Genomic DNA, 20,911 nt, shown 5'->3' on the forward strand with positions numbered 1-20,911 from the left:
TAGCAAATTCTGAGTATTTTTATAAAGTCGATAATTTTATATCCTCTCGAATCGTCTATTTATAAGAACTATTCGCACTTCAAAACACTCATTTTAATTATATAAATACATGAAACTGACATCTTATGATGCTATTTCACGCTGGGCATTTTAGCCTATTTTTTAAGCAAGTAAATGTTTTTTGTCGGACATTTGACAAAAAATGTCATTTTGTGCAAAAAAAGGCAGTTCAAATTAATGCTTTAATATCAATATTTAATTGTATTGGCAAAAAAACCTGCATTCTTAAAACCAAGTCACACACATAGACCAAACGTAAAAGCAGCGCTGAATTTAGTTGAGAAGTATCTAAAATTAAGCTGATTTGCTTGACTAAAAGATTCATTCCCGCATCCTGCGCCAACTGTCGTTGCTGCTGTAGCATCTCAATCTGTGATGCACTCAGCAACATACGTCCTGAACAACTGAGACTGAGCAATACCTCCAAAATTGGTTCACACACTTTCTGGCTCAAACTCATCTGGGTAGAAACAAGTTTAGCTTGCTGCTGTTTTTTCTTTGCCAACAGTTGCTCAATACGTCCAATGATACTTTCTTTTAAGGTCCTTTTTGGTTCAGCCAGTTGGTCAAAATCAAGGTTAAACAGTCGAGTCTTGCCATTTTGAGTGATCAACAAACTCATGGGTGATAAAACCAGTTGATGCCCTTTAATTTGGCAGTACGCAAAAATAGAGTGGACCTGTACCATTTGGGTACATAAGCGTTCAAGCTGACGAATTTTCTCTAAGTCTTGTGTTTTCCAGTCCAAACGCAAATGCAATGTTGATCGGTTTTGGTCATAAACCGTCCACCACAAGCATTGTTCAATTTCATCTACTTGAGGACTATCATAAGCAGAGATATTGAGCAGTATAGTTTGATTAATTCCGTCTATAGTCTGTAACTGTTGCTGCCAATGCTGCTGTAATGTCCGCCAATCATTGAATCCGATCTGTTGGTAGAAACTAAAGTCTTCAAGCTTACTTAGGCTATTTAAAGGCAAGGCACGACTTGTTCCTGAGGCAGATAACCGTCCATCTTCACCAAATCGCGGTTGTTGTAAACGTACTTTTTTCTGCATCAGTTGTTGGGCTGTCAGCATCCAGATACTCTGCTGTGACCATGCATTATGGCGGGTAAAGTTTGGGTCATTATTTTCAGCACGCGCCAAGGTGACTTCAAAAGTTTTAGCATTTTCCAATTCTGAAAAATACAGGCTTATTCCGCGTGCTCCCCCAAGCGTCCGCCACCAACGTGCGCCTAAAGGCAAAAGCTCCAAATCAGTTTGCTCATCATTGAACTGATAATGCTGTCGCAGCTTCCCTCTCAATTTTAGTAGCTGTTCACCTTGTGCATGTTCCAACCGATAGAGATAAGCACCCATCTGTGCCAAATACAGTAGCGTATCATGTTCTGAACTGTGCTCATCACGATTTAACAGTCGGCCCACCTGCCCGCTGAGTTGTCTTAGCATTGCAGCTAGACGTGGCAATGATTCACTACGGGCTGACATATTGAGTAAATGCAGTTGACGTGCAGTCATCTCATTGACATGGGATAGACCAAATTCAAGCAATTGCGCCAGATCATCTTTTAATTCAACAATAAACTGGCGTTCACTCTCACTTAAAATCGCAGGGTTCTCTGCTTCACTCAGTTCCAGTTCAGCCCACAATTTTCCTTGCAGACGCTGAACTTCACTTAAAGCAGCCAGATAGTAGGCAGGTTGATCTTTTTCCAGATTGGACAACATACCTGCAAAACCAGCTCCCGCGACATAGATGATGTCCTCAGCCAAACTCTTGATCCGAATTTTTAAGCGGTAGCCCTCTTCCAACAATTCCGTTTGCTGTTCTTGCTGCCAAAGACGAGCCAATTTAATCGCTTTTTGGGTTTGGGCTTTGCCTATTTTCCTGGCAAGTTGACTTAAATCGAATGCCAGAATCTCTTTAATTAGATTGGGTTTATTTAAACTTACTTGAGGCTGTTCACTAGATGGAACAACCGAAATCTCAACCGATTCAGGTGTATTTTGGATCTGATTTTCAGTATTTTCCTGAACTGAATTTTTTAAATGTTTTTGCAGATATAGAACCGCAGCGACAATATGCTTACATGCACCTGTTGCAGGGCAAGTACATGATGCGTTGATCAAGCCTGTAGCCGATAAACACACTTGCTGGCCATCACTCTCAATCATGATCTGTTCAGCTTGCTCAGCCTGTAAAGTGACCTTTTGCGCTTCAATATCCTTTAAGGCACGGCGTACCAAGCCAGCATTGGCATAGGTTGCAAGGCTGTCTTGATCATAAGCCAAATATTGTTGTTGCCAGCTCATTGCATCACCTCGGCCATCCATTCCGCAAAATGTTCAGGTGTTAAAGCTGCCACAGACATGCCTCGTTCATTGAGTTTTTGTGCCATTTGAATGTCATACACTGGATTTGCCTGTTCATCTAAAGCGGCCAAGCCCAGTAATTTTACCTGCTGGCTTTGCAAACGACTGATCGCATTCAGCAAATGCGCCACTGAACCGCCCTCTTCAAAATCACTAATCAAGGTAAAAATAGTCCGATTGGGTTGAGTCACAAAACGTTCACAATAATTCACTGCTTTGGCAATGTCTGTTCCACCACCCAACTGCACCGTTAGCAATACCTCAACAGGGTCATGCGCCATATATGATAAATCCACGATATTGGTATCAAATAACACCAGATGAACTTTAACGGCAGGTAAGCTCGCCAGGATACTGGCACAAATTGCGCTATACATCACCGAGTTCATCATCGAACCACTTTGATCGACACACAACACTACAGTCCAAGGTAAATGACGCTGCACCCGTGCATTAAAAAATGGCTGTTGAATAATCAGTTTATTTAAATCGTGATTATAATGTTTTAAATTTTCCCGAATGGTACGCCGCCAATCAAAGTTCTGACTATTGGCAATCAATGAACGACGAAAACGGTTACGCCGACCATGAATTGCATTGATAAAATTCGGTTTTAAGCGTGCAACAATCTGCTCAACCACTGTTTTAATGATCTCTCGAACAGCCTCACGGGTTTGAGCATTCATTCGCCCACGCATAGTCAATAAAGCCTTTGCCAATTGCGGCGTCGGTTCCAGACTTTTTAAACTTTGCGGATCTTTGAGTAAGGCATCTAACTGATACCGTTCAACCGCTTGGGTTTGTACACGCTCAAAGGTACTTTGTGGAAATAGTTTGCGTGCCTGATTGAGCCAGTTAATTGCAGTGAGTTGTGAATCATCAAGTGAACCATGACGTGATTCTCCTGCTAAATGTCCGCGCTGTTCATACTCTCGGTTATATAAATAATCGAGGGTGCGTTCCAAGCGTAATTGTTCTGCATCGAGTTGTACCTGATTTAATGCTCGATCGCTATAGCGACCTAAAACTAAACGCCAACGGGCTGCAAGGTCTCTAGAATTTGAATCATCCATTACGCTAACCAACCCTGTAAATTTTGCTCAACTAAAAACTGCTGTAGTTGTTGATTTAACTGCACGCCTTGCAACATTTCAGCCTGTGATACCTCACTGATATATTGAGAAATATCCAGACTTGAAACATCATTAAGCTGTGCGATCTGTTCCGCAAAAACTGCGGTTTCTTTTGGTTTAAAATGGGTAAATGCTTGGCGTAGATCAGGCAAAATAGCGACAAAAGCAGCTTCATCCCACTGCAACAAAAGCTGATTCAGTAATTTCGCCATAGCAGGATAACGCAATAATAATTCAGGGGCACTTTGCATCATGCCAGACAGATATGCCACTGCATGTTCAGGGCTTGCACCGATGCCAAAATGTTGCTGAATAGATTGTTGTAGGTTTTGCTCGCTTAAATCACCATCAATAAAACGTAATGCATCCACTGCACCAGCCAACACATCTAGCTTTTGCCAATCGGTATGTAAACGCGCCAGGGTTTGATAGAACTGCGCCAACAAATCAGCCTCACCACCAACCACGCGCTGAATCTGTTTAGACAAATTGCGTAACTGCAACACTTGATTGAGAATCTGCTGCTGTTGATCTGCGGGCGGCGTTGCCAATTGTGAAAGCAAGAACAATGCGCTTGGAATCACCTGTTGCAACAACGCTTTTAGTTCAGGCTGCTGTTGGAAAGCCAGAAAATCCTTACCTGTCCATAAATTTAATAGTTTTTGCCCACATTGAATGACCGAGTCCAAATCAGGATCATTGGGTAAATATTGTTGAACTTCCGCAAAAAGAATTGAAATTTGTTTATGTAATCCCATCAATGCCGCACGGATTAAAAGCTGTACTGCAAGATGTGAAGATCGCCCTTGTCCAGACTGAGCAAAAGTCTCTTTGAGTTGCAGTAACTTATATATTGCAATGGTATTGAGATCACTTCCTAATTCTGACAACTCAATCAATCGAGCTTCAACATGTGGTGTCCATGCATAGTCCCATTCTTCAAAGAGCAAATGTAAACGCCCACCACCGAGAAAATCAGGACCACTGACTGATTTGGCAAAACCGACTTGTAAAAATTCCAGCAAATGTAAAAATCGACTGCGCAAACGATGTTTCTGATTACGGAATACATCCAGTTTCGCGCGTTTGCTGATGGTTTCATCCAGCTTGAAACGATGGATTTTGGCCAACTCATAGACTTGTGCTAAAAGTGGCGGCGTTTGAGTAGATTGAACCACCTGCCCTAAACGAGCCCCACTTAAAATCTGGTGCAGTAAATGCTGAAATGCTTGCTGCCCCTCATCTAAACTGCCTTTGACAAAACTACTTTGGCAAGCATCAATCAAGTCAAAACGGCTAATTAAGTGATGCTCTCTTAAACTGGCTAACCTCATCGCCTGTTCAGTGGCATTTTTAACTGTAATAAAACTACTGTCTAAAATCTGTTGTTCACGCAATTGCCTAGAAAAATCAGCAAGTAACTCAACAGTTAGGGTTTGCCTTTGTTCAACTTCATTTGCAGAATCATCTATCATTTGCTGCCAACAACGTTGGTAAAATGCAGGTGATGGCATCCCTGAAGCATAACCATTTAAAGCATCCAAACGATCAAAACTATAACGAATCAGCCAAGCTTGATCCTCCTGATCAGCTGACTTTATTTTTTTGATTTTCTTTGGTTTTGTCGTGAGAATTTGTGCTGCCAATTCCTCAATTAACGCCAAGGTATGGAAGCCCCCTGTAATAATGCAGATTGTGCCCTTATTATTCTCATAGCACTCTAAAATGCTCTGCAACATGCATTGTTCACGAATCAGCGAGGCATCAGCTTCCAAGACACTGTCTTCATAGTCCAGACGAGACATGGCACACCAAACCAAAACTTCATGGAAAAAGTTTTGCCAGTCGTTCATTTCCTGTTTGGGCTTTAACTCAAATAGATGATCCCAAAGTTCATCATGGTTACGGCAATGCAACTTGTGTGCTAAAGCTTGTAAATACTGACTATGCGCTAAATAGCGCTCTTGCTGCAAACTTCGGCTTTGCCATGTTTGTTCAGCAAAAGCCTGTAACTCATGTTCAACCTGACTGCTCCATGCCAAATCAATAAACTCAACCTTGGCATTAATTTCTGGCGCATAACGTAACGCGACCCATTCAGGTGAATAATCACAAAATGGATAATAGGCAGTACGGGTTTGTTTCTGCTCAGCGACTTCCTCGTCCCCAGTATTATTATTTGCTTCTATGATCTCAGTTTGGCACAACACGGCCAAGGGCGGCTGACTGTCTGGATGTTGTAAATCCGCAATTAAACGGTTAAATGAACGCGGTGCTTCAATCAGCACATGCGTAGCTTGCAACTGCTGTAATGCCTGTAACGTAGCGTATGCACAGGCTGGACTATGATGGCGAATCGGTAAAAAATGAATGCCTTTTTCAGCCAAAGCCTTTTGCCATGCTAGGACTTGTTGTAAGCGTTGAGGTATCGTCATTGCCAAAACATTTTCCCAACATCAAAAAAGGCTTTCCAGGTTACATCCTGTTTCGCCCGTTCACGTGCCACATTATCCATATAAAAACGCATACGCTTGGCATCATCCGCATTATCTTTTAGCACTACGCCAATCAACTGCCGCGCAATCGCTGCGCCATTCAAGGATTGATCACCCAGATAATAGCCCTCCAAAGCCGCTGCATAAGCAATATTCACCGCTTCCGCTGTTGACATCACCGCATCAGGCGTTTTAATTGATGTACCATCTTTGGTTGTGCCTTGGCGTAATTCTTGGAAAACTGTGACCAGTAGATCGACTACAGATTCAGGCATTTGAATCTGATCAGATAAATCTCCTAACTCACGTTTTAACTGAGTCAATACTAATTCACGCTCAAACACAGGATCAGCAATCGGGCGAACGGTTTCAAAATTAAAACGACGTTTCAATGCCGAGGACATCTCATGCACACCACGATCCCGTAAGTTCGCAGTGGCAATAATATTAAATCCAGCCTTGGCATACACTCGACCTTGCTCACCCAACTCAGGAATCATCATGGTCTTTTCAGACATGAGGGATACCAGCACATCCTGAATTTCAGGTGGACAACGGGTAATTTCCTCAAAACGAATAATCTTGCCCTGTTGCATCGCTTGATACACAGGAGACGGCACCAAAGATTTTTCATTTGGACCCTCTGCAAGTAATAAGGCATAATTCCAGGAGTATTTTAAATGGTCTTCGGTTGTTCCCGCAGTCCCTTGAATGGTCAGTCCAGAATCACCGCTAATCGCAGCTGCCAACAACTCAGAAAGCATGGATTTTGCTGTACCAGGCTCGCCCACCAACATCAAACCTTGTTTTCCCAATAAAGTGACAATGGCTCGATCTACCAAGGCATCATCACCATAAAATTTACGGCTGATGGCAAGTTTTTCATCACCTAAAATGAATTGACGCACTGCACGTGGTGAACGTAACCAACCTTGTGGTTTGGGTGCATGGTCATGCTCAGTTAATGTGGATAGTTCTTCTGCAAAGCGTTGTTCAGCACTGAGTTTAATAATGTCTTGTTGATTCATATCTTTACCATTTTCTACCAAGGTGTTTTCTTCTGCCATTCAGGATCAAAACCAGCACATGCCTCAGCAACTTTTAAATAATCAGCATAGGTCTCAGCCAACAACACAGGCGGAACATCTGTCAGATTCATTCCACTGTCACGCCAGGAACGCACATTTTTTTTCTCAAAACTGAGATCGTACAAGACTGCTGCAAGATTTTCTTCAGGCACATAGCTACCACTAAAACGAATCACCGCAGATAAACCGATTTGACTAAATGGCTTAAAGTAACTATCAAATGAGCCACCATCTTCAATCGAAGCACGTTGATAACCTAACTTGGTGACTACACCACGTAAGGTGAAAGTATCGGTCAACCAGCCTTTACGATCTTCAATCAGTTCAGCCTGCGCTTCAAAAACTGGAAGCTGGTGTGTCATTTGTTCAAACAGAAACTTCACTTTATAGTCTTTAAAATGCGCTTGCCATGCCTCAGCATCTTCAGCACTGATCAGAACCACATGCGCAATTTTGATCTGGCTATCTGCCGACAATTCAATTTCATCATCTTCCAGATTTAACAAACTGCCATCATCACTTGGGCGGAAGCTTTGTAAAACCTCACCATCAATAGAAATTTCCAACCAAACCAAACGTTGAATCAAACGCTTCATAATCGGATGTGCAAACAGGTATTCCTGCCAGTCTGCACTGCTCCAGACACGTTCACTACACATCGCTTCGTATAAACGTTGTGTCTGCAAATCAATGACCTGCTTAAATTCTTTCTTACTGCTGCTAAATAATGATTTCGCTTCTTTAATTAAGCCCTCATCATCACCTTGTCGTGCAGCAGGCAGACTTTTGATGATCTTGTCATCTTCATTTTTCAGTACAAATTTGTCTTTATCATCCACATAAGCTGTCAGAACCCGTGAGCCATATTCCAGAGTCAGTACACCTGCATCATCCAAGCCCGCCGTTGGAATAGTACGATCTGCCAACTCATCACTGCTCCATTGATTACGCTCAGCAATTTGCTCAACCAGTTGTTTTGCCAGATTCTGAACCGATGCGGTACGGTAACGACGTGAAAGGCTGAGCAGCAATTGAATCATGAGTGGATCATCACTGACTGAAAAACTACTCAACATTGCTTCAATCTGCGCACGACGTTGATAGTGTTGCTTCATATAATCCTGCAACAATTTCACCGCAACACTGCCCTGTGTTTTAAAGGTGAGTGCCAACATACCTTTGCTTTTTATTACAGAGCCTAGATAGATCGCTAGACGTTCACGTTTAATTTCCTCAACCACTTCTTCCAGCGTGATGTGCTCATAACGCCCATAGTACTCTGGGTACTTTTGTCCCCAACGCTTAAATGAGTCCTGATAGGATGCCAACCGACTCGGTGCTTCTTTAGTTGCGGTCTCCATCGCCTCTTCTAAAGTTGGATTACGTGTATCCTGATAAATAAAGCTTTGTAGTAAATATAGCGAAAGTGTTTGCTGACTCTTTTCATTAAGCAACCCCATATAACGCTGCAACAAGGCATTTGGAATCGGATCTTTTAATTTATCCGCTAAAATCACCCACCACTGGATAATTTTAGGATCAACTTGGCTGCCATCCTGCCATTGCGCTTGGGGTAAATGCTGTAAATCAAACCAGATAAAGCTACTGGCAATTTTACCTTTTAAGCCCTTTTCAGCATCTTTGAGCAAGCTTTTAGGTGAAAGATAAGCACTGATATCCTCTCCTAATTGCTCCAAAGCAGTCAAAATTGCTGCAATAACAACTTCTTTTTTCTCTTTCTTAAGTAATTCATATAGGGCAGGAATCGCAGTCTGATGTTGTAAACGTGCCAACCATTCAATCGCGGTAATACGAATTTCCTGTTTACCATTTTCCAGTGCTTCAATCGCACGTAAATGGATATCAGGTAATTTTCTCAAAACTTCCTGAGCATCAAAGCGCAGACGTTTACCATCCCCCAGAGCAAACTCAAGTAAACGAGGAATAAACTGTTTTGGCAATTGCGGGAAGCGTTGCAATACACCAATTGCATGCAAAGGTTCAAAACTACGATAACGTGATTCACTTTTATCAGGTGATAAACCCAGTGCTTCGGCAATGAGTTCAATATGCTCAATAAAGAATGGGACAACCTTGTCATCATCTGCAATATAACTACTCAAGGTTTCATAGTAATAGTTTTCTAAATAACTCTCAGCGATCATTCGCGCAGGTTTTTCAAAACCAACCTGTTTCATCAACTGCTCAAGCTGACGTAACTCAAGATTTTCGTAATGATGTGGTTTCAGCAAACTATTGAATAAATCATTCCAGTTTATCCAGTTACGTCCGTGATAACTTAAACGTAGCGCATGTTCCAGACCATATTCAGGCAGGTTTTGCAGCTTATTCTGGTGGGTCATGATGTTATAGTGATGACCATGTATCTGGGTTCTTTTCTGACCATTAATTGTGGAAAACAACTGCTGGCTAATCTGCTCTATTTTGAGTTTTTGCAGGTCTTTGTAATTACTTTGTGCCCAGGTACTTTTATAGGATGCAGTCTTATTATCTTCTATTTCCTGCTCAGCACGCTGTCTGGCTTTTTCCAGTAATGCTTGATAATTTTCCCCAATGATTGGGATAAAACTTTCTGGAATCTCCTGCGTTTCGATGGCTTTAATTTCAGGTAAGGTGTAATCAACCTCAACCACCTGCTGCAAGCTTTCAAGACGTTGTAAAGCAGCAATAATCAACACTTGTACCGATTTTAATTTTTCACTGTCTGCGGCTTGTTGCAAAATGTCTCGATTTTGCTCACCCAAACGCGCCAGTAAATCTGCCGCAAAACTGCGCTGCTTGCTGTCACCATTCAACAAGAAATATTGCAAATATTGCTGGCTTTCAGTTTGGTTAAGCTGTGACAATAATACCGTTGCCTGTTCACGAACTGTTTTGCTTGAACTGAGCGCAAGGATAATAATCAGCTCAGTTTGTTGTTGTAACAAGTCTGGATGCTGGGCAATAAACTCTAAAAAAATCCCCTGCGCTGCCGCAGACAGTTGAGGTAAAATCTCCCGAATCTGTTGGGCGTGTTCAGTAAAAAACGCAACACTATCTGATAACTTAAATAAAACATTAAGCTGATCATGATGATAGTTATTGACGCCATCTCGCTCAAACAGTGTTGCAATAAACCCCTCACTGTTATTTTCAGGCTCAGATAAATAAAGTTGTTTTAATACTGCTAGTGTCCAAAGATCACGATGTGATTTTTTCTGGCGATCATCAAAAATTTGATGATTAAAACTACTTAATAAACCATCGACTAGAACATAGCTAAACCACACAGGAGTTTGTTTGGACAATTGAGAGTAATTTCGTTGTTGAGTGGCTGCTTCCAGGAATTTGCCATAACGAATCATTTGTTCGTTACTTAACTTTGAAAAAATATTGATATAAAGTTTATAACGCGCATTTTGAGAGGCTTTACACAATTTTTCCTGAGCTTTGGTCAATTCTGAAGAGGGCCAGAACCAGCCATAGGTGCCAGGACTGCCCAGCAATGCGCAGGCTTTATCTGTCGCTTGTTGTTGTAAGGTCAGTAAAACCTCAGGATTTTGTCCATTTACAACATAGTTTAAAACCTGATTGGGCAATGATGTATCTACCTCAACCAAAGGTTCGACAATCGTGCTGAGCAAAGCCAGAGTTTCTGACTCCAGCGCATTCTGCCCCTGTGGATTGATCAACTGATTCACTTTATTCTTGATACTTTCAAACATTGAATGGCCTCTTATTTTCCCCAATTATTTACTTAATTCTTGATTTCATTTAAAAATCAATTTTAGATTTCTTTTAATGCCCAAATTCTACAACAATACATAACAACCCACTGAATATATTTTTGATGTTTTTATTATAAGGAAAGAGAAAGCAAATACAGCCCAAGATACAGCCTAGTGCGACATTTTTTGTCGTTCATATTATTCTTACTAAGTTAAAAAAACTGCTACTTTAAAGTAGCAGTTTTTTGTTCAGGATGAATTACCAACTTATATTTGTTATGCCTACCCTGTGCATAAGGGTTTGATCAATTGTCCTTTCTTATATTTAAGAATTTCCCAAAAAATCGCGTATTATTCTTCAAAAGAAAACCATTTTTAAATGTTATGAACCAGCCTTTAAGTCCATTAAGAAAACAGCTTCGCCTAAGAAGAAGACTAGTTTCTCCTAGAGAGCATAAACAAGCTGAACAACAGGTTTTAAATCGACTCAGATATTTACCAGAGTTCAAGTCAGCCAAGGCAGTTGGCCTGTATTTACATGCCTTTGGTGAAGTGCATACCCGAAAAATCATCCAGTTCTGTTTTCAAAAAAACAAGCAGGTCTATCTGCCCATGATCTGTAATATGAACCAAAACCTGGTGTGGGTAAAAATCAGCTCCAATCAATATTTAAATAAACGTTTTTCACACCATCCTCTCGGTATGAAAGAACCAATGGCAACGCGTGGGCAGCATGTTTCCACCCTGGATTTACTGATTATGCCTTTATTGGCCTGTGACCAGCTTGGAACAAGAATCGGCATGGGAGGTGGATTTTATGACCGTACTTTGGCAACTGCCCCACATCGCCCTTTTCGACTGGGACTCGCCCATTCTTTTCAATATATAAATGAACCTTTATTCAGGCAAAAATGGGATCAACCTTTGGATGCCCTATTTACACCAACACAGAAATATTACTTCAAACGTTAAATGTATCATCTATATATGCTTTTGCCCAAATCCCAACCAATTTAGTCTTTTTTTTATATTTTCTAACTAAAAACCCTTGTAATTTTAAAAATGCACTTCACTATAAAAAACATGGCAACACCGTTGTCACTCATTAGGAGTGCCCATGTCTGAATATATTTTAAATAATGAAACAAGCTTAGAGCCACAGGTTCCAAGTGTATTACCACTATTAGCGCTACGTGATGTTGTGGTTTATCCGCACATGCAGATCGCGCTATTCGTGGGTCGTGAAAAATCGATCAATGCAGTGGATGTGGCTCGTAACGGTGACAATTTAGTATTTGTAGTTGCGCAAAAAGATTCGCTTACAGAAGAAATTGATCACGATAACCTCTATCAATATGGAACCGTGGCTAAAATCGTACAGGTCGTCAATCATGAAAATGATGAAAACTGCATTAAGGTACTGATCGAAGGCCTGCATCGTTCGAAACTGGAACACATTATTGATGGAGAAGAGTATTTAACAGCTGAACATCATTTAAGCCCGATTACCGTTCCTTTGGATCATGAAGCCCAGGAAACCCGCTTAAATGAATTGCGTACCCTGTTCGCACAATATGCGGAAGCGAAACTGCGTAATGCACGTGAACTGGTTGCAGCGGCAAATAAAATCGAAGACCTGTTACAACTGATGTTCTACGTTGCGACCCGTGTGCCTTTAAACATTGAAGTGAAACAAAAGTTTTTAGAACACGACGAGTTTGAAGCGCATTTGCAGGAACTGATGAGTTATTTGATGAATCAGTCTGCTGAACAGCAAATTGAACAAACCCTACATGACAGCGTTAAACGTCAAATGGAAAAGAACCAGCGTGAATACTTTCTAAATGAAAAAATGAAAGTTATTCAACGTGAGCTTTCCGACATGAATGGCGGTGCTGAGGATGATGTTGCGGAAATCGAGAAACGTCTTGCTGAAGCAGATTTGCCTGAGCACGTACGCAAAAAAGCTGAAGCTGAGTTCCGTAAACTTAAAGCCATGCAACCTGCATCCAGTGAAGCAGCCGTTGTTCGTAACTATCTGGAAGTGATTTTAGATACGCCTTGGAATAAGGCCAGCAAGGTCAGCATTAACCTGGCTAAAGCACAGGAAATCCTTGATACTGATCATTATGGCTTAGATGATGTTAAAGATCGTATTGTTGAATATCTTGCAGTTCAGTCACGTGTGAAAAAACTCAAAGGTCCGATCCTTTGTTTAGTTGGTCCTCCAGGTGTAGGTAAAACCTCTCTTGGTGAATCAGTTGCTAAGGCAACAGGTCGTGAGTTTGTCCGCATGGCCCTCGGTGGTGTACGTGACGAAGCTGAAATTCGTGGTCACCGTCGTACCTATATCGGTGCGATGCCAGGTAAAATTGTGCAGTCATTGACCAAAGTCGGCGTGAAGAACCCATTGTTCTTACTTGACGAAATCGACAAGATGGCACAGGACTACCGTGGTGACCCTGCTTCAGCATTGCTTGAGGTACTCGATCCATCACAGAACAGTAAGTTCAACGATCATTACCTTGATCTTGACCTAGACCTTTCGGAAGTGATGTTCATCTGTACAGCCAACAGTATGAATATTCCTGAGGCCTTGCTGGACCGTATGGAAGTGATTCGTCTTCCTGGTTATACAGAAGATGAAAAAGTGAACATTGCTGAACGTTACCTTGTTCCGAAAGCAATCAAGAACAATGGCCTACGTGCTAAAGAACTGACTGTTCATGAAGAGGCGATCCGTGACATCGTGCAACGTTACACCCGTGAAGCAGGTGTCCGTAGCCTAGAGCGTGAAGTGTCTAAAATTGCACGTAAAGTTGTGAAAGAGGCGGTGAGCAAGAAGTCTAAAAACCTACAGGTTGATGTGACTTCTGCAAATCTTCCAGAATATCTGGGTCCACACAAGTTTGACTTTGGTGTTGCTGAAGATGAAGCACAAGTCGGTCGTGTTAATGGCCTGGCTTGGACTTCAGTGGGTGGTGAGTTACTGACTATTGAAGTTGCAGCCGTAAAAGGTAAAGGTAAATTCATTACCACAGGTTCACTCGGTGATGTAATGAAAGAATCGATTACCGCAGCAATGACTGTTGTTCGTACACGTGCGGATGAACTGGGAATTGAATCATCTCGTTTCGATGAAACTGATGTCCACGTTCACTTACCTGAAGGTGCAACACCAAAAGATGGCCCATCGGCTGGTTTGGCACTGACCACTGCCCTTGTATCGGCATTTACAAGTATTCCGATTCGTCCAGACATTGCCATGACAGGTGAAACAAGTCTTGGTGGTCGTGCGATGCGTATTGGTGGCTTGAAAGAAAAACTTCTTGCGGCACACCGTGGTGGAATCAAGCTGGTCTTCATTCCACAGGATAATGTCCGTGACTTGGCTGAGATTCCAGACAATGTTAAGGAAGGCTTGGAAATCAAGGCTGTGAAAAGCATTGATGAAATCCTACCTTTAGCTTTGACGGATACACCAAAACCTTTGCCAAAAACACCGATTGTAAAACCAGTGGAAGAAGCAAAGGCTGCACGTCACTAATCCTTAAAAAAAATTAAAGAGAGCTTCGGCTCTCTTTTTTTGTTACATATTTTGGTTGAAAAACAACCAGTATATTGCATAATGAAATGGAGTCGATAAAACAAAGGCCAAACTTGACTCATGAACTCATTTTAGTGCCATCTGAACTCCAGACAGATGGCTCTTTGATCGCAGCTCATACGCATGTTGAGCTGCGTTTTTTATGGAGAGAATAATCTGCACTTTTGTATCTTTTATGACAAGATAAACTGTTTGCACCATCCCATGACAACCAGCAGCATTTATAATGTGCTGAATGTGTCGATTTAAACAATCCTATGAAAATTCGTATTCTCACCATTGGTCAAAAAATGCCTGCCTGGGTACTTACTGGATTTGAAGATTACTTCAAACGCATCCAGCCCTTTGTACAAACTCAGGTGATTGAGCTGCCTATGGCGAAACGTGGGAAAAATGACTCTGAGACAGATATCCTAAAATACTGTCAAATTGAGGGTGAGAGTATTTTGAATGCCCTCAGGCCAAATGAGACATTGATCGCTTTAGAAGTAGGCGGGCGCGAACTCAGCACTGAAAAGCTGGCAGACACCATGAAGCAATGGATGCTAGAGGGCAACGACATCGCACTTGCCATTGGTGGCCCAGATGGCCATTCCGAAGCGGTACGCAAGGCTGCGGCCTGGCACTGGTCATTGTCCAAACTCACCATGCCCCACCCTATGGTGCGTATTTTGCTTATTGAACAACTGTATCGTGCGATGAGCATTAACCACAACCATCCTTATCATCGGGCATAGCGCTATACTTGTTCTGATTTTAGAACAATATGTTGAAGTTTAGGTAGTGTCATTCCTTTAAAGAATTTGTCACGATAATCAGGTCTCTCCAATCAGGTGCGCTGTTATGAACTTGCAAACTTTACCAGGGTTATTTATCTCTCATGGTTCGCCAATGCTCGCAGTTGATCCTGAGCAGGTTGGTCCTGCCCTACACCGCCTAAGCACCAATCTTCCAAAGCCCAAGGCCATTGTGGTGATGTCAGCACATTGGGAAAGTCAGGCGCTGGAAGTCAGCACCTCCACTCGACCACAAACCTGGCACGACTTTCGTGGCTTCCCCCCTGAACTGTATCAGATTCATTACCCTGCGGCGGGCGCACCAAAGCTGGCCGAGGAAATACTGAGTCTATTTGCAGAGGCAGATATTGCGGCCCACGCAAACAGCACCCGTCCACGCGATCACGGCGTATGGATGCCGTTGTTACATATGTATCCAGATGCAGATATTCCTGTGGTTGAAATTTCCCTGCCTATTCACATGAATGCGGATGAAATTTATAAAATCGGGCAAACGCTTGCACCATTACGCGATCAGCAAATCCTGTTGATTGGTTCAGGCAGTATCACCCACAATCTGGCTGAGCTGTCATGGCACAACCCTACAGACGTGCCGACCTGGGCCAGTACATTCAGGAATGCAGTGGTGAGCAAATTGACACACCAGAACTATGATGCGGTGCTGGATTGGCCATCATTACCCTATGTCCAGCGCAACCATCCCACACTTGAACATTTTGCCCCACTATTTTTTGCTATGGGGACAGGCCATCGCTTTAATATTGTGCACAGCAGCTTTTCAATGGGTTCATTGGGCATGGATATTTATCGGTTTGATTAAAATTTCATATCATAAAAAGGGACGATCATCATCGTCCCGCCTATAAGGCCATAATTGCTGGAATATTACAAATAAATACATTTAGCAAACTGAATACCTAAACGTACTACATGCTCTTTTTTTAAGAATACTTTAAGCTTAAGACTGTTATTTATTTACTGTCGTTTTGAACATGAAAATCAAATATTTAGTTCTTGCCTTACTTCCACTTTCCCTAATGGCCTGCCAATCAGTACAAAATGTAACTGACAGCGTAATTACACAAATGAATACAACAGCCGTAAAAAACCTCACAGAATATAACTGGACTTATCAAGCATCCAAGGCTTCAAAACCATTGGTTTTAACTTTCAATGACAATCAACAACTGACAATTTTAACTGGCTGTAATGGTCAAGGCGGTACTTGGAAAGTTGAGGGTAACAGCATTGTGACCTCTCCACTGGTGTCCACCATGATGGCATGTGCTGATGACCTGATGCAGCAGGAACATTTATCTTCTGATATTTTCAGTGAAAAGCGTATTCCCTTTGAAATCAGTACGGTCAATGGGCAGGCCATCCTGACGGTCACTGATAGCAAAGGTCAAAAGCATATCTTCACGGGAAGCAAAATGACTGATCGCAACGTACTAACCAACTATACATGGTCATATCAGCCTGCTGATACCAAAAAACCGATCGTTCTTAGCTTTAGCAAAGACCGCTTATCTGTAGATTCAGGCTGTAACCGCCAAGGGACCACATGGAAAGTCGAAAATGATTTAATCATTACAGGTGATATGTTTTCTACTCAAATGGCATGCGAACCTGCATTGATGAAGCAGGAACAATTTGCCGCTGATCTGCTTCAAAAGCGTGAAATCTCGTTTGATGTAAATACCAGCAATCCTGATCAACCAAGTCTAGTGATTAGCGACACCAAAGGCCAGAAATACACGTTCATTGGCACAATGACACCTGAAGCGAAATACCAGTCTGAGGGTAAAACGGTTTTTCTGGAAATTTCACCTGAAACCAAGTCTTGTGTCGGGGTCGCGCCAATGACCTGCATGCAGGTTCGTGAAATTAAATATGATGACAAAGGCATCAAAACCTACGCGGACAAAGACTGGTCATTGTACTATGGTCAAATCGAGGGCTTTAAACACAATCCAGAGCAGCGTGTTATTGTACGTGTGAAGCGTTTTGAAATTAAAAACCCAGCCGCGGACCAGTCCAGTCAGGCAGATGTATTGGATATGGTGGTTGAGCAAGAGTTGGTGAAAAAACCATAAACCCATACCATAAATAAAAAATCCGATGCTTTTAACATCGGATTTTTTTATGGAAAGTCTTTCTTTATTAAAGAGGGATTTTTAATAAATGCCCTGACCTAGAATTGCGTCAGCCACTTTTACAAATCCTGCAATGTTGGCACCGTCCACATAATTAATGCTTCCATCTTCCTGCGTACCATATTTCACACAGTTGCGATGGATTTCTTTCATGATCGCATGCAGGCGCTCATCCACTTCCTCGAACGACCAACCCAAACGATTGGCATTCTGCGACATTTCTAGACCCGATGTTGCCACACCACCCGCGTTAGAGGCTTTACCTGGCGCATAGAGGATTTTTGCCTCAACAAACTTCTCCACCGCATCCAGTGTCGATGGCATATTCGCACCTTCAGCCACACAGATTACCCCATTGGCCAAAAGAATTTCAGCATCTTCGCCATTCAACTCATTTTGTGTCGCACATGGCAAGGCAATATCAGCACGAATGTGCCAAGGTGTTTTACCCTCAAAATATTCAAAACCGTGTTTAGAAGCAAACTCTGAAATACGACCACGTTTTACATTTTTCAGTTCCATCACTTCATCCAGAAGCGCCTTGCTAAAACCATTCTTCAAATAGACCGTACCATTGGAATCAGACAGGGTCACCACTTTTGCACCAAGGAACATGGCCTTTTCTGCTGCATATTGCGCCACATTGCCAGAACCAGAAATGGAAACCGTTTTACCCGCGAAACTGTCGCCACGAGTTTTCAGCATTTCCTCGGCAAAGTACACCGTACCATAACCTGTTGCCTCTGGACGCGCCAATGAACCACCAAACGAGATCCCCTTGCCCGTAAACACGCACGAGGTGTCATTGCTGAGTTTTTTCATCATGCCCGTCATATAGCCAACTTCGCGGCCACCCACACCAATATCTCCTGCTGGAATATCAGTGTTTGATCCTAAATGACGGTACAACTCAAGCATCAAGGCCTGGCAGAAACGCATAATCTCGGCATCAGACTTTCCTTTCGGGTCAAAGTCAGAGCCACCTTTGCCTCCGCCCATTGGCAGTGTGGTCAGTGCATTTTTAAAGGTTTGCTCAAAACCCAAAAACTTCAGGATAGACAGGTTCACTGAAGGGTGAAAACGCATTCCCCCTTTAAATGGCCCAATTGCCGAATTGTACTGCACACGAAACGCGCGGTTCACATGGGTTTCACCCTGATCATCCATCCATGAAACACGGAACTGAATCACCCGTTCAGGTTCAACCAAACGCTCTAATAGACCATATTGAGCGTACTTGGGGTTCTTCTCAATGAAAGGCCATAAACTCATCATTACCTCTTCCACAGCTTGCAGAAACTCTGGTTGATGTGGATCACGAGCTTTAACATAATCCAGGAAGTCGCTTAGGCTACTGTATTTCAATGTTTGACCCTCAAGTCGAATGATTCATAAAAGTGCAAAAAACGCACCAAAATAGTTTAACGCACCTATTTAATACTTATTTTTTTTAATTCACAATATTTTTTTCAATCATATTATTTTTAATTCCTACAAATCAAATATTTAAATAATAAAAATAACGAACATTCCTATAAAAAATACCATGTATCATTTTAGTGCATTATTTAATATATTAAAGAATTTCAATTAATTAAAAAAAACAAGAAAGATATGATTTTTTGCAGGATTGCTTGGTTAAAGTGCAATATTCGCACCATTTTTTATCAACATCCAACGCTTTAAGCCAACTGTTGTTTCCAGTTGTTCACCGCCAACACCATCTATTTTTTGTTATACTATTCCGTCCCATTTTGTTTCCCCTGTTGTTATGTCCCTGTCCCCACCACATTCCCTGATTGTCCAGATAGACCAGCTTTTACCACAGACACAGTGTGGTTTATGTGGGCATCGTGATGGATGTTTACCCTACGCACGATCCATTGCCGAGGGTGAAGATGCGAACAAATGTGTTCCAGGTGGACAGCCTGTTGCGGATGCGCTTGCCGCACTATTACAGCGCCCACAATTGACTGCCGAACCAAGTGTCTGGGAAATACAGGCAGATGGTCGCCCGCAGCAAATGAAAGCAGTGATCCGTGAAGATGAATGTATTGGCTGCACCAAATGTATCAGCGCATGTCCTGTAGATGCCATTATCGGCAGTGGCAAACTCATGCATACGGTGCTGGCAGATTTGTGTACAGGCTGTGAACTATGCATCCCACCTTGTCCAGTTGACTGTATTGATCTGGTGGCCGACATCAAGCCACTGCCAAACAGAGAACAGCGCGTTAAGGAACAGGATGAATTAAGGCATCGTTACTATGCCCATATCCAGCGTGAAGAAAAACGCCGCCTGAATCGTAAAGGCCCGATTGTACGGGCTGAAATTGATACCGAGTTGTTTGCCCAGTTCTCACAGGCACTCAATAATGTGCCTGTGATTACACTGGCGGACAAACCCAAAGAAAGTACCCCAGTTGATGCAAAAACCACGATTGAACTGGCTAAAATCCGCACCCAGATCAAGAAGCTGGAGAAACAGTTAAGCGTACGGGCCGATGAACAGAAACAGGTGCAGTTGCTTAGCCTACAACAACGTTTAAATGAATTGCAGGAAGTCTAAATGCCCGTTAAAAATATGACCAAAAAGCAAATTCAGGTTTTCTTTGAACGCTTACGTGAACAGCGCCCCGATCCCCGTACAGAGCTTAACTATTCATCACCATTTGAACTGCTGATTGCGGTGATGCTTTCGGCACAGGCAACCGATATCAGTGTAAACAAGGCAACCGATAAACTCTATCCTGTGGCAAATACAGCCCAGGCCATCCTTAATCTTGGTGTCGAGGGGCTCAAGGCATATATCAAGACCATTGGTCTCTATAATGCCAAGGCTGAAAATGTGATTAAAACCTGCCAGATTTTGGTTGATCAATATCAGGGACAAGTACCTGAAACACGTCAACAGCTTGAAGCGCTGCCAGGTGTGGGTCGCAAAACAGCAAATGTGGTGCTGAATACCGCATTTGGACAGCCGACTATGGCGGTGGACACCCATATTTTTCGAGTAGGAAACCGTACAGGTTTAGCCGTTGGAAAGAATGTGTTAGAGGTTGAGCATCGTCTGGTTAAGGTGATCCCGAAAGAGTTTATTCTGGATGCCCATCACTGGCTGATTCTACATGGCCGTTATTGCTGTATCGCCCGTAAGCCGAAATGTTTTGAATGTGTGGTTGCAGATGTCTGCAACTGGCCTGACCGCTTTGAGTTTGGTGCAAGCAAGGCCATTGCAACAAAAGACCTCAGTTAATCCTGAGGTTTTTTATCCTGTCGCAATTTTGGATGTAGCTGACGCGATTTTCCATTCTGCCGATTTTCCAGTGCCTGCTGTTTTTGCACATGGCGCAGCATTTTTTGGCTCTGGTACGCCAGAAACAAGAGTAAAGCCAAACTTAAGATCACAACCAAAATAAGAACCACTTTTAGCACAAGCTTTCTCCCAAATAAAAAGAGCCCTATTCAGA

At 42.4% G+C, this 20,911-nt stretch carries 14 protein-coding genes; 7 read left to right on the forward strand and 7 right to left on the reverse strand.

From position 1 onward, the window contains the following. Nucleotides 1-229 precede the first annotated feature (229 nt). Genes QTA56_RS10760 through QTA56_RS10780 form a run of 5 tightly spaced genes read right to left on the reverse strand, consistent with a single transcriptional unit; the run spans nucleotide 230 to nucleotide 10,878 of the window. A complete protein-coding gene (locus QTA56_RS10760) occupies nucleotides 230-2,377 on the reverse strand; it encodes a hypothetical protein (RefSeq protein WP_267980953.1) in 2,148 nt (715 codons plus the stop codon). Further along, nucleotides 2,374-3,510, reverse strand: a complete 1,137-nt coding sequence (locus tag QTA56_RS10765; protein WP_267980954.1) for a VWA domain-containing protein — start codon at nucleotides 3,508-3,510, stop codon at nucleotides 2,374-2,376. The genes QTA56_RS10760 and QTA56_RS10765 overlap by 4 nt, the downstream gene beginning before the upstream one ends. Next, nucleotides 3,510-6,005, reverse strand: coding sequence for a DUF5682 family protein (locus QTA56_RS10770; RefSeq protein ID WP_267980955.1), 2,496 nt, complete (start codon nucleotides 6,003-6,005; stop codon nucleotides 3,510-3,512). The genes QTA56_RS10765 and QTA56_RS10770 overlap by 1 nt, the downstream gene beginning before the upstream one ends. Next, the gene (locus tag QTA56_RS10775; protein ID WP_267981088.1) at nucleotides 6,002-7,093 is read right to left on the reverse strand and encodes an ATP-binding protein; all 1,092 of its coding nucleotides are present in this window, start codon (nucleotides 7,091-7,093) and stop codon (nucleotides 6,002-6,004) included. Before QTA56_RS10775 ends, QTA56_RS10770 begins: the two co-directional genes overlap by 4 nt. A 14-nt stretch (nucleotides 7,094-7,107) precedes the next feature. Further along, nucleotides 7,108-10,878: a DUF4132 domain-containing protein gene (locus QTA56_RS10780; protein WP_267980956.1), complete on the reverse strand. Its 3,771-nt coding sequence runs from the start codon at nucleotides 10,876-10,878 to the stop codon at nucleotides 7,108-7,110. 387 nt (nucleotides 10,879-11,265) lie between these two features. Here QTA56_RS10780 and QTA56_RS10785 point away from each other — a divergent pair, with 387 nt between their 5' ends. The 5 genes from QTA56_RS10785 to QTA56_RS10805 all read left to right on the forward strand — a co-directional run bounded on the left by QTA56_RS10785 (nucleotide 11,266) and on the right by QTA56_RS10805 (nucleotide 17,381). After that, nucleotides 11,266-11,853, forward strand: coding sequence for a 5-formyltetrahydrofolate cyclo-ligase (locus tag QTA56_RS10785; RefSeq protein WP_267980957.1), 588 nt, complete (start codon nucleotides 11,266-11,268; stop codon nucleotides 11,851-11,853). 145 nt (nucleotides 11,854-11,998) lie between these two features. Further along, nucleotides 11,999-14,428 (forward strand): endopeptidase La, encoded by a 2,430-nt coding sequence (lon, locus tag QTA56_RS10790; protein ID WP_267980958.1) that lies wholly within the window; start codon nucleotides 11,999-12,001, stop codon nucleotides 14,426-14,428. A gap of 317 nt (nucleotides 14,429-14,745) precedes the next feature. Continuing rightward, entirely contained in the window at nucleotides 14,746-15,225 is a 480-nt protein-coding gene (gene rlmH, locus QTA56_RS10795; RefSeq protein ID WP_267980959.1) for a 23S rRNA (pseudouridine(1915)-N(3))-methyltransferase RlmH, read from the forward strand. A gap of 106 nt (nucleotides 15,226-15,331) precedes the next feature. Next, complete coding sequence (locus tag QTA56_RS10800) at nucleotides 15,332-16,105, forward strand: DODA-type extradiol aromatic ring-opening family dioxygenase (protein WP_267980960.1); 774 nt, start codon at nucleotides 15,332-15,334, stop codon at nucleotides 16,103-16,105. A 172-nt stretch (nucleotides 16,106-16,277) separates the two neighbouring features. Continuing rightward, nucleotides 16,278-17,381, forward strand: coding sequence for an META and DUF4377 domain-containing protein (locus QTA56_RS10805; protein ID WP_267980961.1), 1,104 nt, complete (start codon nucleotides 16,278-16,280; stop codon nucleotides 17,379-17,381). 81 nt (nucleotides 17,382-17,462) lie between these two features. On the opposite strand, the gene gdhA is transcribed toward QTA56_RS10805, so the two are convergent. Beyond that, nucleotides 17,463-18,830 (reverse strand): NADP-specific glutamate dehydrogenase, encoded by a 1,368-nt coding sequence (gene gdhA / locus QTA56_RS10810; protein ID WP_392389552.1) that lies wholly within the window; start codon nucleotides 18,828-18,830, stop codon nucleotides 17,463-17,465. 382 nt (nucleotides 18,831-19,212) lie between these two features. On the opposite strand from gdhA, the gene QTA56_RS10815 reads away from it, so the two are divergent. Beyond that, complete coding sequence (locus QTA56_RS10815) at nucleotides 19,213-20,010, forward strand: RnfABCDGE type electron transport complex subunit B (protein ID WP_411956099.1); 798 nt, start codon at nucleotides 19,213-19,215, stop codon at nucleotides 20,008-20,010. Further along, nucleotides 20,011-20,697 carry an endonuclease III gene (nth, locus tag QTA56_RS10820; protein ID WP_267980962.1) on the forward strand — a complete coding sequence of 229 codons (687 nt, stop codon included), beginning with the start codon at nucleotides 20,011-20,013 and terminating at the stop codon, nucleotides 20,695-20,697. It begins immediately after the preceding gene. On the opposite strand, the gene QTA56_RS10825 is transcribed toward nth, so the two are convergent. Beyond that, nucleotides 20,694-20,876 carry a hypothetical protein gene (locus QTA56_RS10825; RefSeq protein WP_004681311.1) on the reverse strand — a complete coding sequence of 61 codons (183 nt, stop codon included), beginning with the start codon at nucleotides 20,874-20,876 and terminating at the stop codon, nucleotides 20,694-20,696. The genes nth and QTA56_RS10825 overlap by 4 nt on opposite strands. Nucleotides 20,877-20,911: the final 35 nt, after the last annotated feature.

The organism is Acinetobacter thutiue, assembly GCF_030385805.1.
In the GTDB taxonomy this organism is placed as follows: Bacteria; Pseudomonadota; Gammaproteobacteria; order Pseudomonadales; family Moraxellaceae; genus Acinetobacter; species Acinetobacter corruptisaponis.

What these genes read in the sequence shown, in the direction of transcription:
- QTA56_RS10760 (WP_267980953.1), bottom strand. Translation starts at nt 2,377, where the DNA reads ATGAGCTGGCAACAACAATATTTGGCTTATGATCAAGACAGCCTTGCA.
- QTA56_RS10765 (WP_267980954.1), bottom strand. Translation starts at nt 3,510, where the DNA reads ATGGATGATTCAAATTCTAGAGACCTTGCAGCCCGTTGGCGTTTAGTT.
- QTA56_RS10770 (WP_267980955.1), bottom strand. Translation starts at nt 6,005, where the DNA reads ATGACGATACCTCAACGCTTACAACAAGTCCTAGCATGGCAAAAGGCT.
- QTA56_RS10775 (WP_267981088.1), bottom strand. Translation starts at nt 7,093, where the DNA reads ATGAATCAACAAGACATTATTAAACTCAGTGCTGAACAACGCTTTGCA.
- QTA56_RS10780 (WP_267980956.1), bottom strand. Translation starts at nt 10,878, where the DNA reads ATGTTTGAAAGTATCAAGAATAAAGTGAATCAGTTGATCAATCCACAG.
- QTA56_RS10785 (WP_267980957.1), top strand. Translation starts at nt 11,266, where the DNA reads ATGAACCAGCCTTTAAGTCCATTAAGAAAACAGCTTCGCCTAAGAAGA.
- lon (WP_267980958.1), top strand. Translation starts at nt 11,999, where the DNA reads ATGTCTGAATATATTTTAAATAATGAAACAAGCTTAGAGCCACAGGTT.
- rlmH (WP_267980959.1), top strand. Translation starts at nt 14,746, where the DNA reads ATGAAAATTCGTATTCTCACCATTGGTCAAAAAATGCCTGCCTGGGTA.
- QTA56_RS10800 (WP_267980960.1), top strand. Translation starts at nt 15,332, where the DNA reads ATGAACTTGCAAACTTTACCAGGGTTATTTATCTCTCATGGTTCGCCA.
- QTA56_RS10805 (WP_267980961.1), top strand. Translation starts at nt 16,278, where the DNA reads ATGAAAATCAAATATTTAGTTCTTGCCTTACTTCCACTTTCCCTAATG.
- QTA56_RS10815 (WP_411956099.1), top strand. Translation starts at nt 19,213, where the DNA reads ATGTCCCTGTCCCCACCACATTCCCTGATTGTCCAGATAGACCAGCTT.
- nth (WP_267980962.1), top strand. Translation starts at nt 20,011, where the DNA reads ATGCCCGTTAAAAATATGACCAAAAAGCAAATTCAGGTTTTCTTTGAA.